The sequence below is a fragment of the Roseateles sp. genome, from assembly GCF_049240545.1.
GTDB lineage: Bacteria > Pseudomonadota > Gammaproteobacteria > Burkholderiales > Burkholderiaceae_C > Paucibacter_A.
The window spans coordinates 125,374-138,757 of record NZ_JBMLSK010000217.1 but is presented as its reverse complement, the minus strand read 5'-3'; the positions used below and the strand labels follow the sequence as shown (position 1 = coordinate 138,757).

Annotated in this window: 8 protein-coding genes; 1 reads left to right on the top strand and 7 read right to left on the bottom strand. The window is 61.9% G+C overall.

All coding sequences use genetic code 11. The annotated features are described in order from the left end of the window. Positions 1–4: 4 nt before the first annotated feature. Together ACOVRJ_RS14970 and ACOVRJ_RS14965 are read right to left on the bottom strand one after the other, a co-directional pair. The gene (locus tag ACOVRJ_RS14970) at positions 5–2,257 is read right to left on the bottom strand and encodes a putative bifunctional diguanylate cyclase/phosphodiesterase (RefSeq protein WP_422044637.1); all 2,253 of its coding nucleotides are present in this window, start codon (positions 2,255–2,257) and stop codon (positions 5–7) included. Beyond that, positions 2,254–2,634, bottom strand: a complete 381-nt coding sequence (locus ACOVRJ_RS14965) for an Hpt domain-containing protein (RefSeq protein ID WP_422044636.1) — start codon at positions 2,632–2,634, stop codon at positions 2,254–2,256. The genes ACOVRJ_RS14970 and ACOVRJ_RS14965 overlap by 4 nt, the downstream gene beginning before the upstream one ends. Positions 2,635–3,033: 399 nt before the next feature. Between ACOVRJ_RS14965 and ACOVRJ_RS14960 the strand changes: the two genes are divergently transcribed. Further along, positions 3,034–4,641, top strand: coding sequence for a sensor histidine kinase (locus ACOVRJ_RS14960; protein ID WP_422044635.1), 1,608 nt, complete (start codon positions 3,034–3,036; stop codon positions 4,639–4,641). On the opposite strand, the gene ACOVRJ_RS14955 is transcribed toward ACOVRJ_RS14960, so the two are convergent. The 5 genes from ACOVRJ_RS14955 to flgK form a co-directional block, all read right to left on the bottom strand. Beyond that, a complete protein-coding gene (locus ACOVRJ_RS14955; protein ID WP_422044634.1) occupies positions 4,620–5,249 on the bottom strand; it encodes a response regulator in 630 nt (209 codons plus the stop codon). The two genes, ACOVRJ_RS14960 and ACOVRJ_RS14955, sit on opposite strands and share 22 nt — an antisense overlap. A gap of 98 nt (positions 5,250–5,347) precedes the next feature. Beyond that, on the bottom strand, positions 5,348–8,797 hold the full coding sequence (locus tag ACOVRJ_RS14950; RefSeq protein ID WP_422044633.1) for a PAS domain S-box protein: 3,450 nt from the start codon (positions 8,795–8,797) through the stop codon (positions 5,348–5,350). 40 nt (positions 8,798–8,837) lie between these two features. Then, positions 8,838–10,016: an EAL and HDOD domain-containing protein gene (locus ACOVRJ_RS14945; RefSeq protein ID WP_422044632.1), complete on the bottom strand. Its 1,179-nt coding sequence runs from the start codon at positions 10,014–10,016 to the stop codon at positions 8,838–8,840. Positions 10,017–10,088: 72 nt separating this feature from the next. After that, the gene (flgL, locus tag ACOVRJ_RS14940) at positions 10,089–11,309 is read right to left on the bottom strand and encodes a flagellar hook-associated protein FlgL (RefSeq protein WP_422044631.1); all 1,221 of its coding nucleotides are present in this window, start codon (positions 11,307–11,309) and stop codon (positions 10,089–10,091) included. A gap of 60 nt (positions 11,310–11,369) precedes the next feature. Beyond that, positions 11,370–13,367: a flagellar hook-associated protein FlgK gene (flgK, locus tag ACOVRJ_RS14935; RefSeq protein WP_422044630.1), complete on the bottom strand. Its 1,998-nt coding sequence runs from the start codon at positions 13,365–13,367 to the stop codon at positions 11,370–11,372. Positions 13,368–13,384: the final 17 nt, after the last annotated feature.

The window sequence follows — 13,384 nt, the reverse complement described above, 5'->3', positions numbered from 1 at the left end:
AATCCTAACGAAGACTGCCAACGGGGTAAGGTGCGCCGGACGCGGCACTGTCTGCGCCAGGGTCGAGCTCGCCGTGGGCGCGCGCAATCCAGGGTGCTTTGCGCGGCAACACGGTCTGTGCCAGCCACCGCTCGACCTCTTCGGGCGGCAAGGGCTTGCTGAACAAAAAGCCTTGCATCAGGCTGCAACCCAGGCGGTGCAAAACGTCCATCTGCCGCAGGGTTTCAACACCTTCTGCGATCACGCGCAAACCCATGGCGCGGGCCAAGGCGATGATGGCGGTGACGACGGCCGAACTTTGCGGGGTGATGCCGAGATCGCGCACAAAGGTGCGGTCGATCTTCACTTCGGAGATGGGCAAGGTGGTCAGATAGGCCAGAGACGAGTAGCCGGTACCGAAATCATCGATGGAAATCTCGACGCCGACCTCGTTCAGACGATGCAGCGCGGGGATCACGTTCTGCAGGTCTTTCATGAGATTGTTTTCGGTGATCTCTAGCTGAATCGCGCGGTGGGGCACGCCGTAGGCGCTGACACATTGGTGAATGTGTTCGACCAGGTCTGAGCGCTCGAACATGCGGCTGGGCAGATTGACCGCGATCGAATCGGAGAAGCCAAAATTCAGCTGCCAAATCTTGGCCTGTCGGGCGGCCTCCTTCAAGGCCCATTCGGACAGAGGCACGATCAGGCCGGTTTCTTCGGCCAGCGGAATGAAATCACTGGGCGGCACCAACGTGTCCCCCCGTTTCCAGCGCATCAAGGCCTCGGCCCCGACCATGCGGGCGCCGCGCACATCAATCTTGGGCTGGTAATGAAGAACGATCTCGCCGCGCTCCAGCGCCTTGTGCAGCGCGCTTTCCAGTTCGAGCTTCTCCCGCCCACGGCCCGCCAGTTGCGGGGTGTAGAGCGCCGAGGCATTGCGGCCCTGCGACTTGACCGCATACATGGCGACGTCGGAGTTGCGCAGCAGATCCGCCATGGTCTGCCCGTCGCGCGGAAAGATGGCGATGCCGATGCTGGCTGTGACGAAACACTCTTGGCCCGACAAGAAGATCGGCTCGCGCATCGCCTCCAGCACGCGCTCGGCAACCCGTTCCGCATCGCGCTCGTCCGCCACCTCGGGCAAGAGGGCCACGAACTCGTCGCCGCCCAAGCGGCCGACCGCTTCCAGCGTCCGGTGCGAACGTCCGCCCACCGTTTCGAGCATGCCCTCCATGACCTGATCGGAGTGACGCACGCAGCCGCGCAGCCGTCGGCCGACCTCCACCAGCAACTCATCGCCTGCGGCATGGCCCAGGGTGTCATTGATGATTTTGAATCGATCCAGGTCGATCAGCAGCAGGCCGACCTCATGACCCCCGCGTCGTGCTTGCTCGATGGCGCGTTCGACCCGCCAGATCAGTTGGCGTCGATTGGGCAGGCCCGTCAAGGCATCAAAATGGGCGAGCTGCCGAATGCGGTCCTCGGCGTGACGGCGATCGGTCACGTCTTGCAGCACGCCGGTATAGCCATTGGCATTGCCGAGTTCATTGAACTCGGGCTCTGCTTCGATATGAACCACCCGTTGGCGGCCATCGAGCAAGGTGACCGGCAGGTCGGTCACGAGCACCGAGTTGTGGGCAATCACGTCCCGCAGCAATCGCAAAAACAGGGCCCGTTCCTCTCGGGGCACCATGCGCATCACCCCGATGAAGTCGATGGGCTCATGAGGTCCGCGTCCGAAAACGCGCAGCGCTTCGGCGGCCAGTGTGAAGCCGCTGTTGGCATACCACTCAAAACTGCCCATTCGGGCCAAGTCTTGGGCGCGCGCCAGCCGCGCTTTGCTGCGCTCCAGCTCGATACGGGTGCGTGAGCTGCGCAGCAGGTAGCGCAAGCGGCCCGCCAACAAACTCCATTGCGAGGACTTGACGAAGAAATCAGTCGCACCAACTTGGTAGGCATGGTTGATCGAGGCGTCGTCATCCAGGCCCGTCAACATCAGCACCGGCGTCGATTCAAAGCCGGGCTTTTCGCGCAGAAGCTTGCAGGTCTCGAATCCGTCCAGCTCCGGCATCATCGCGTCAAGCACGATCATGTCGGGTGCGCACGCACTGAGTTGGGCCAGCGCCTGCGTTCCGCTCGGCGCCTCGGTCACCTCAAAGCCGCGTTCTCGCAGAGCGACCGCCGTCAGCAGCAGGTTCACCTCGTCATCATCGACGAGCAGAATCTTCGGCTGTTCGGGCAAGTCCTTGTTCTGAAGAGGGGGCTGAGCTTTCATGAGGCATTTGGCGACAAGTCCAGCAGGGCTTGCCGCACCAGAGCAACTTGTTCGAGCATACCGTCTAGCAGCACGTCCAAACCTTCTGTTTGGCCCATTCTGACCATTGTTTCAATGGTGGCACAGCGTTCCGATAATTCCATCGCTCCCAAGCTGGCCGAAGAGGATTTCAGGGTGTGGCTGATGTGGCGCACCACATTCAAGTCGAGGGTTTCGCCGCGTGCCTCGGATAACTCCGGCAGCATGCGGTCCAAGGCTTTCAAGTAGGCGGCCACCACCCGCTCAATCAGCTTGTTGGCTCCGCTGGGATCGAGTTCTTGCAAACGTTCAAGCGCAATCGGATCCAGGCAAGAAGCAGTGGTGTTCGGCAGAGTCATGGGGCTGGCTTCGGGCGATGTACGCGGTGTGTCTTGGTGCAATCCACTGCTCCTGTCCTCATGAGACTGCGTTGGGTCAACGCGGTCGGCCGTGGCGGGCAGAGTGCGGCAGGATTTAATCAGAATTCAAAAAAAAAGAGGGTCGGAACAGAGAAGTCCGCAATGCAGCAATAACTCGGATTTCAATGCTCGATCTTGGAAGCCCAAAGAGGTCCAGGCTGGAAGGCTGCACTTTAGCGTTTTGCGCCATGAATCTGTTGGCTGGAAAGTTCCACATTGTCAATTTTGTCCAGGCCTTTGCAGGCTTTTTGCACTTCAAGCGGATTCGTTGCATATCGGCTGCGCGCAGGCCGACTTGAGTCTTCGATGCGCCGGCGGGGCGTCCTTACAATGAGCTCCATGAACAGCCTTAGTGAAGCACGCAGTCCCGCGCACCGCTTGCCCCGGTGGAGTGCTTGGCTCTTGCTGTTGGTGGGCTTGGGCCTGATGTTGCTGGCCCTGGCAGCGCTTGTTTTGGCGCTTCGGCAGTTCGAGGGCGTCAGTTTGGGCAGTCTTTTGTTTGCTGCCCTGTGTGCGACCGTGCTTTTGCTGGGTGTGATGGGGTTGGGGTGGCATGTGGGCGTGAGACTCACTCGGCAGCAGTTTTCCGAGGTCTTGCGTGAATCAAGGATGCAGACCCAAGCCTTGGCGCAGTTGCGCAGTGACTTTCTTTGGTCCAGCGATGCCTCGCATCACTTGGTCCGTTGGCAAGCGCCTCATGCCGGGCCGGTTTCTAATTGGGTCGGCCAAGTGGCGACCCAAACACTTTGGGAGCGTTTTGGGCTCGAGGTCGAAGATGGGACGGGGCGGCAGGCATCGGCTCCTGGCCCTGCCTGTGAAGCGCTGCGACTTGAGTTGTCACGGGGGCTGGCGAGTTTGGATTTGCGTGTCGTGTCGAGCGATGGCAGCCAGCAGTCCTGGCGTTTGCGCGCGATTGCCCAGTATGACGGCCAGGGCCGCTTCAGCGGCTATCAGGGCTCGGCTCAGGAGTTGCGTCGTCCCTCGACGACGTGGCTGGAAGCTTTACCCGGGCCCGCCTGGCTGCTGAGTCAGTCAGGAAACGCGGTTGTTCTGCAGGCTCAGAATGCGCAAGCCGCGGCCTTGCTGGGCAGTGAAACCCATCCTGGCGCTTGTTGGAGTGAGTGCACTCAGCAGTTGTCGCCTCTGCTGGGGGAGGTCTTGGCGAAACACCCGCCGCGCCCCTTTGTGGATGCTTCAGGCAGCTATCAGCTGGCGGTGCTGTGGCCTCAGGCCGAGGCGGCACCCCAGGCCTTGCGTGACGAGGCCGACTCGCAAGTGGCGCATGAGCATGAGTCCTTCAGCTACACGGTGTCGCATGATCTGCGCGCACCCTTGCGGGTGGTTGAAGGTTTCGCCCGGATTTTGAAGGAAGACTACGGGCGCGTGCTCGATCGCATTGGCAACGATCATCTCGACCGGGTGATGGGTGCCGCTTCGCGGATGAACAGCATGATTGATTCCTTGCTGTCGCTGGCCCAGTTGTCGGCCCAGCCCTTGTCACGCCAGCCGGTCAATCTTTCGCAATTGGCAGGTTTTGTGCTGGAAGAACTGATGCGTGCGAGCCCGGAGCGACAGGTCTCGGTGCACATTCAGCCGCATATGTTGGCGCAAGGTGATCCGACGCTGCTGCGCATGGTCTTGGAGAATCTGCTCGGCAACGCCTGGAAGTACAGCAGCAAGCGTGCGCAAGCCGACATTCGGTTCGAGGCTTTGCAGGAGTCGGGGCAGTGGATTTACCGGGTCAGTGACAACGGCGCCGGTTTTGATATGCGCTTTGCAGACCGCTTGTTTGGGGTTTTTCAGCGACTGCACAGTGCCAGCGATTTCCAGGGCACGGGCGTTGGTCTGGCGTCGGTGCGGCGCATCGTGCGCCGTCATGGGGGTGAGATCTGGGCCGAGTCGGAAGTCGGCGAGGGCACTCGGTTTTACTTCACTCTGGCCGGTTGAGCCAGCATTTCCACCGCCTCGACCAGCAGCTTGGCTTGCGCCTCGGTCGTACGGCCTTCGGCACTTGAGAGTTTTTCCAAACGATCAAAAGCGTCCTGTCGGCTGAGTGAATAGCGGTGCATGAGCACGCCAACCGCCATGGCGACCAGATGCTCCCAGGTCTGCTCAGGTGCCGGCTTGGCATGCAGGGCGCCAGGGTCTGCCTTGGCGGAAGGTCCTGATGGGCTGGGCTGAGCACTGCGCCGATTGGCGAAAGCAGCCTCAACAGCCGGCACGATCTGGTGGATGTCCAAGGGTTTGACCAAGTAGGCCACGGCGCCCAACTCCTTCACCTTGGCGACCGTATCGTCGTCGGCAAAGGCGGACAGGAACATGAAGGGGATGTGCAGATACTCGCGCAGATAGGCAGCGACATCGAAGCCGCTCATGCCTTCCATGCGGATGTCGAGCAGGGCCAACTCCGGGCGGTGCTCGCGCGCCAGCAGAATCGCGTCGTCGCCGTTGTCGGCATCGATGACCTCAAAGCCTGCTTGTGCCAAGCCATAGGTCAGGGTCGCCAACACCAGGCGATCATCATCGACTACGAGTATCTTGCCCTTGTTGCTCACCGTTGGAGGCCCCCCGCTGTGCTGTCTTGTGGTCGGTTGTTCACCGGTTTTGTATCTCCATTGTCGCCCAAACTGGATCAGGCGTCCGTGGCCAAGACTCAAGCTGGGGGCAGGCTGACGCTGGGGGGGAGTAAATCGACCCGACAAACGACCTGGTCATCGCGCTGAGTCAGGCTCAGCAGGGCCGTTCGGCGCGGCAGCAAGGCGCGCACCAGACCGAGGCCTGAAACACCACCAGGGACCTGGTTCAGACTGAAGTCGGCGGGCAGGTGTCCGGGGTTGATGATCTCAACCGCCACACTGGCCTCGTCGCAGATCAAGCTGCAGTGCACATGGCCATCGGGGCTGTGCTTGATGGCATTGGTCAGCAATTCGTTCAGCGTCAGCGCGATGGGAATGGACTCGGCTTCAGGCAAGGTCCAGTCATTCACCCGGTCCAAGGTGGCGCCCTCGATTTGGGTGCTGATGCTGCGACCATACATGCGTTGCACCGAACCGATGATGGCATCCATCACGCGGCGCACTTTCAGCGGTCCTGAGCTGCCCACTTGCAGGCCGTAGACCTGCGCAATCGCATGCACCTGGCCAACGGCCTCGTTGATCACGGGCGCCACTTCGGGGCGGCGCGCAGCGATCTGCTGAAGCAGACCCGCGACGCCTTGCAAATTGTTCTTGATGCGGTGATGCACTTCGCGCACCAGCAGCTCGCGTTGCGAGATGGCGGCTTCCAGGCGCGCCTCTTCGGCGGCGCGGTGTTCGGTGACATCGGTGGCCACCAGCAAAAGTTGCTCGGGCTCACCGTTCTCAATGCCCTCGGCATCGTCGGTGGTGCCTGCCAGGTGCAGGAATCTTGCATCCCAGACCCGCATGTGTTCACCCGTGCCGAGTTTGTACTCGCGCTGCGTGACCGCGCTGGCTTGCAAGGCTTCCAACATATCGCGCCGAATCAGCTCCCCCTGGTCGCGCCCGAACAAGTCTTCGGGGCTGGCACCCAAGAGTTCTTCTTCGCTTCTGCCTGCCAGGCTGGCTGCGGCCTGGTTGATTTTCTCCACCGCCAAGGTCTTGGCGTCATGCAGGCTGATGGCCAGCGGCGCCGCTTCGATGATGCGGCTCAGTGAAGCCTGCGCCTGAAGGGTCTGGGCTTCGGCCTGGCGGCGCCGGTCAATGTCGAGCAAGGCGTAGGTCAGTTGCCGGCCGGATGCCCGGGAGCCCGTCACCACGACATTGCCCACCACCCAGAACTCGCGGCCATCGCAGGCCTTGAGCTTGCATTCAAAGGCTTCGGCCTGTCCTTCGGTCAACTCTTCCAGATAATGGGTGTGGCGGAAGGGGTGATCCGATGAAGGCGTGGCCACCACGCTCATGGGATGGCCGGCAAACTCATTCAGATCACCGCCGAACATGCGTCGGGCTGAGCGATTCATCCACTCGATGCCGCCGCGCCCGACGGTCACGATGCCGACCAGCACCGAGTCCAGCACCGCGCGCTCGCGCTCGGTTTGCAGCATCAGCGATTGCTGAGCCCGCCAGCGATCGTCCACATTCACATAGGTGGCGATCACCCCTTCGTCGGGGGAACCGGATCGCATGACGCGCTTGCTGACCTGCATCCACAAAGCCGAGCCATCACGCCGACGCACGCGCCGCTCACCGCGCCACAAACCGTGAGTCTTCAAGGCTTGCTCGACGGCGTCATTCTGATGATCAAAGTCCAGTGAGTTGTCAAACAGTTCCTGGTGAGCCAGGCCGCTCAACTCGTGAATTCGGTAGCCGGTCAAATTGGCCAGCGCATCATTGGCACGCGCGACCCGTCCGCCGCGCAAAATGGCAATGCCGACATCGGAGAGGCTGAACATCATTTCTCGGTCTTGCACCAAGGCTTCCAGTTCGGCCTGCTGGGCTTTCAGTCGGCTGATGTCGCTGATGACCGCGATGGTCTCGGGCTGCCTTGCCGGGCCAGGCACTTCGGGTTCCTGGGTTCCACCGACCCGACGCAGACTCAGTGACAGCCAGCGGGGCTCCGAGGCCTCGGTGCCGACCTGCAAGAACTCCGCTTCAAAAGGAGAGTCGCCTTGAACTGAGGGGAGGGCTTCTTGGATTTTTTGGGCCAGCTCAGGCAGGGCGGCGAACAATTGCCCAATGGGCATTCCTGCAGCGGGCGTGCGGGGCAGGCCCAGCATTTGCGCGAAGCCATGATTGCATCGCAGCAAAGACTCGCCGCGCAGATAGGCCAAGCCGAGGCTGGCGCCGTCCATGATGGTGGTCAGCTCATGCAGCAGTTGTTCGCTGCGGTTTTCTGCCTGCGCTTGCGCGGTGACGTCCAGGGTGACCACCGAGGTGGTTCTTTGCCCCGACTTCAATTGCCCGGGCTCAACCCGTGTCAACAACCAGCGTCGGCCCAGTTCCGGGTGGCGCACCGCATAACGAACCTCCACCCGCTCGCTTCTCTTCAGCGCTTTTTGCAGCTTCTCGAATTCGGGCAGGGACGCGGTCTCGACCATATCGCGACCAATCCCCTGCAAGCCCGCCAAGGCATTGCGTGATGGGCTGGCGTGCGCGGCTACGCCACTCGGCCGGGCCGGGCGAGGCCTCAACCAGCCGGCATCTTGTTGAAAGGTGGCCAAGCCGACGCTCGCCGTGTCCATCAGCGCGTCCAGTTGCTGATGGGCCAAGTCCCGTTCTTGCTCGAAGGTGTGATCTTCCAGAGCCGCCAAAAACCGGCGCGGCAAGCCCGGGCGGGTCGGGCTGAGAGCCTGCACCCGGCCTTGCAGCCAATGGACTCGCCCGGAGGGACCGGGCAGGCTGGCCTGCGTGACGATGAAGGCCTCCGGGGAGTGCAGATTCAGCAAGGCTTCTTGCACCTGCCCTTGTTGCCAAGCCAGCAGGGTTTGCAAAGCGGGATCCGCTTCTTGCAAGGCGCTGGGCACTTGCAGGCACAGCGCGGCAAATGCGCCATTGCTCTTGAGCAGCAAACCGTTGGCGTCGAACAGCACCATGGGCGACGGGCTGAGCTTGAACCACTGGTTCAGTTCGGCAAACTCCCGAGCCACCACCTCATTGGCGCAGGCCTGCAACAGGGCTTGCTGAGGATCCGTCTCGGCCTCCGTGCCTCCACTGGCGGCTGGTCCGGCCGTCATCGGCGCTGGTTTCAGCTTGCCGCGCGGCTTCTCTTCGGGGCGTGCATGCAGCAGCCAACGCGCTGCGTCCTCGGCACCTTGCGGTTCCAGGGCGACCAGGGTCAGCAGGGCCCGTTGGCCGCCGGCCAGCTTCAGACCTGGCGCGGGCGGGCCCATGCGCCCATCCATCAGGGCGCGGCTGGCCAAGCGCAGCCAGTCCCCAAGGCGGCCGCCGTGGCTGGTGTGCAGTCCATGCAAGCCTTTGCCCGGACTTTGCCCGGGGGCATGATCGAGCAACTGCAGAGCGCCTGCATTGGCCTCCAGCACCTGCAGGGCCTCGTCCAGCAACAGCACGGGGTCGCTGATCAGGTTGAAAAGGCCGCGCAAGGCGGCCTGATCTTGGGGCAGGAGGGAGAGTTGATCCGAGGACATTGGCCGCGAGTTTACGGGCATGCGAGACGGGGGCTGCGCATCACTCCAATTGTGTGGCCTTGTGCAACGCTCGCAGCACACATTGATTGATTTCTTCGGCGCCCAGCATCAGTTGCTCGGCTGCGGCGCGGAAATCAAACACCGAGGAGTTTTCAATCGCGCGAACCAACTCCAGATAGGGCTGATAGGGCCCGGCCTCGTCGACCAAGGCTTGGCGAACCCGCTCGGGCATGGGGATCGACTGCAGCAACTTGGTGAAGGGCTGCTTCAGCATATGGTCCAGCAAGGAGAACAAGCCGCAGATGAACATCTCGTCGCGCAACTCCGAGTCGCGCATGCCTTTGGCCAACTCTTCCATCAGCAGACCGCGGCGCAGTGCCGCGTACATGATGGGGCGCATGGCGTGGTCTTTGCTCGCTGTGGTTAACAGCAGGGCCAGCCAGCGCTTCATGCGGGCGTAGCCGAGCAGCATGATGGCGTGTCGGAAGGACGACACCTCGACCGGCAGGCCAAATGCTGCGGAGTTCAGGTAGCGCAACAGCTTGAAGGCCAGGCTGGGGTCCCGTTTGAGGGTTTGCTCCAGACGCTCCACGTCTTCGCCCTGGTCAATGCGAGACATCAACTCAACAATGACCTGCAGGTCGGCCTGCACCTCGGATTTGGTGCTGCCAGCAGGGGGTTCATAACTGCCTTGCATGGGCCAACCAATCACGCCCTGGGCGCCGCGCTCGAAAGCGGCGTTGATGGCCGAGCCATCTCGCAGTTCAGAGATCAGGCGCGGCAGGCCGGTATCGGGGCCGCCGCGGCTTTCGTCCTCGGGATCCAGCACGGCGAACTTAAAGCAAGGCTGAATCTCCGCCGGCAGGGGCTGGGCTGGGTGGCCCTTCAGAAGCAGGGCATTGCCCCGCTTTTTCATGGCCTGCAAAAGCTCAACATGAGCCGAGTCGCTGGCCATGAAGGCCGGCACTTCCAGCATCAAATTCGACGAGGGCTCGGTGCGCAGCAGGCTTTCCAGCAAGTCTTCGCTGAGGACCTTCAGAATGGCGGTGCCACCGCCGGCCGGCCAGACCTCGGCCACCGCCGCGAGCAATTCGCTGGCTTCCAGCTTGGCATCGGGGCGCAGGGGAATCACGGTCAGTCGTGTGGCCGTGACCATGCGTTGACGGTCGATTTGAGGGGTGTAGCCGAGCGCAACGCTGCCCAGGATCGGATGGTTCATGTGAGGGATTGTGAAGGGCGTTTTTGGGGAGTCGATCAGCAGCCAAGGGCCACTTCAGGCGGCTTGCAGGCTTCAGGTGTTGATGTACTGGAACAGCGACATTCTCTGCACCATGGCATAGGTCTTGAGGGCGGCGTCATAGCCCGACTGTTGATTCTGGAACTCGGAAATGCCTTGCACCATGTCTAAATCCTCGGCGGCCGAACGTTCGGATTGGTTGTATTGCTTCAAGGCGGCCATGCGGGCTTCGGTCCCGTCCAGATTATTCAGCCGTTCGCCCAGTTGGCTGCGTACATTTTGCAAGTTCACCATCACGGCGTCGAGGTCGCGGATACGGCCCGTGTTGGACTGGGTGATCTCCGGTCCACTGCGCAAAGGGGTTCGCAACTCGGCCACCGTGCGGTCCAGCACATCGAAGAGCTTGAGTGAGTTGGTCGAAGGTTTGATTTCGAACTGATCGCCATCGACCGGGGCGCCCGAGATGGTGGTGGCAATACCGTCGAAACTGATGGCTTTGCCCGGTGTGAACGGGCCAGAAAAGGCGGTGCTGCCCAGATCGGTGTTGGTTACGGTGATCGTCGCGGCAGGGCCAGTGCCACTGATTTGAACCAGGTAGTTGTTGCCGGTCAGCTGGGAGGGGTCGGCGACCCGGCCGGTGTCAATCCAGCCCTTGGGCGCAGCCCCGGGTGGCACCGAAATTGGATTCGGCAAAGGCCCCGTCTCGAAGTTGCCGTTGCCACTGCGAGCCTGTTCGAAGGCCATACGCCCGTCAACCGTCAGCGCGAAGTTGTCGAGGTTGCCCGTTTGAATCGAACCGGAGATGCCATTGAAGCGCACGCCGCCGGCCTGATCCAGGAAGGGCGGATCGCTGGAGCCCTGGCCTGAGAACAGGAATCCTCCTGCGCCGTCGCCACGGTTGGCGATGGCCAGCAACTGATTGCGCAGGCCAGCGATCTTGTTGGCCAAGCCCACGCGCTCTGAATCGCTGTAACTGGCGTTGCCGGCTGCGACCATGGTCTCACGCATTTGTTGCAGCAGTTCATTGGCATCGCCCAGGGCACCTTCACTGAGGGTCAGGCCATTGCGGCTGGCTTCGAGCGCGCGCTGATTGGCATCCACCCGGCCGATCGAAGCCAAGGCTCGCTCGGCGCGAGCGGCCCCGGTCGGGTCATCGCTGGCCATGGCAATCTTCTTGCCCGAGGTGAGTTGGGTCTGGGCTTCCTGCATGCGTTGCTGGCGGCGCTGCAGGGTCGCGATACTGGCATCAAAGAGATTGGAGGTGGACAAGCGCATGGTGGAATCTCCTGGGCCACTTCAATCGAAGGGCTGTGGGGTGTCGCGAAGGTTGACGCTTTATCGCGAGGTCAAGCGCATCAATTCATCAAACATCGATTGGGCCGCCTGCAGGACTTTGGCGGCGGCTTGATAGCCCTGCTGAAACTGCATCAGACGAGAGGCTTCTTCATCGAGATTCACGCCGGCCTGGCCGGCTCGGGTTGATTCTGCGTCGGCCGCCACCGCCACCGAGACGCTGGACAGGTAGGTCGCGCCTTGTACGCGCGAGCCGATCTCGCTCATGGTGGCGGCGTAGGCCTCGTTGATGGTGGAACCTATGGCGATGCTGCCGCCCGGCAGCAGGCGCTGGCCGACGAACTTTTCACCCTGGATGTTCAGAAACGCCTTGGCATTGCCGTTGTTAGTGGCCGGAAACTTGGTTTTCTCAAGTGCGATGGTGTCGCCCTTGCGTGGTACGCCATTCAGGCTCAACTCAAAGCCCAGATCAATCGGCGGTACGGCATTGGGCTCATTGCCGATGCGCTGCCCGGCCGACCAAGTGCCGTTGAGCACCGAGCCGTCTGCCAGGGTCAGGGTGTACTGGAGCTTGGCCGCATCGATCGGGTCGGGGTCGCCGAAGGCGATGGTCATCGGAGCTTGATTGACATTCAGCTTGCCGTTGACCGCGTACAAGGAGTTGATGGTGGTCGAGCCCTTGTTGTTGATGCTGGTGGTGGCGGTCATGGGCGACGCCGCGGCGATGCCGGTCGGTTGGTCCAACACCCGCCTCATGTCGATGGCGGCCTGCGCGACCGGCTCCAGAATGAAGGAGTCACCGATGCCGGGTGCTGCCGAAGTGAAGTCGATCTTGAAGCCGTCGACCGAATCGCCATCAAAGACGGTGCGCTTGCTGCCGTCGCTGAGCCGGGTCAGCTGATAGGCACCGGTCGCGCCGGAAGGGTCGGGTTCCAGCTTGTAGGCACTGGCCTGCAACTGGCTGGAATTGGTGATGCTGATCTTCACCCCGGCGGTGAAGCTGCCGTCTGGATTGCGTGCATTGGCGCTGGCGGGCAGGGCACGGGCCGCGCCGATGCCAAACATCGGAACGCCCTTTCCTGGTGGATTGGACAGATCCAAGCCAAGGGCTTGCTGGTCGTTCACGCGGGTGGCCAGCGCTGTGGCCATCTGTCCCAGAAGATTGCGGGCGTCTTGCAAATCCTTGTTCTGATACTGCAGCAGCGCAGTAATGGAGCCGCCGGTCAGCACGCTTTCGTCCAGGGTCAAATTGCCATTGCTGTTGACCATGCTGAGGGTGGCGCGGCGGTCGTCATAAGGGTCCGGCGTGACCGCCAGTTGCTGTGCCTGTGCACCCAGCACCAGGCGTTGGCCGCCACCAATAAAGACGCCCAAGGTGCCGTCGCTGGCCGGCAAGGTGCTGACCTGGATGTATTCGCTCAGCTTGGAAACCAGCTGATCGCGTTGATCAAGCAGGTCGTTGGGTTGGTGCCCGGTCCCGTTGGTACGGGCGATTTGGTCGTTCGCAAAGGCAATCTGCTTGCTCAGCTGATTGACCACATCAACATTGGCCTTCAGGTCGCTGATCACCCCCGCTTGCAAATCAGCCAGTTGCTGACCGGCGCTGGAAAAGCGTGAGGCCAGTTCGGTGGCCCGCCCCATCACGACTTGGCGGGCTGAGGGGTCGGAGGGCCGGCTGGTCACGTCCACCATGGCGTTGAGGAATTGGCTCGCTGCCGCGCCCAAGCCGGTTTCTCCGGGGGGGAAGAGCTTCTCCAGCTGCGCCAGCTGACCCATTCGGGTGGAGTCCATGCTGGCAATCGATTTGGTGCTGCTGGCTTGACGGGTCAGGAATTCGTTGTGGGCGCGTTCAACGGTTTGAACGTTGACACCCTTGCCAAAGAAGCCTGCGCCGGTGAACTGGCCTTCGGGCGTGGTCAAGACCACCGATTGGCGCGAGTAGCCCGGTGTGTTGGCATTGGCGATGTTTTGGCCCACCGCTTGCAGGGCGGCCTGATTGGCGAACATCGCGCGGATGCCGATTGAAAGCAGGGCTCCCATGGACTTAGCTCCTCAGG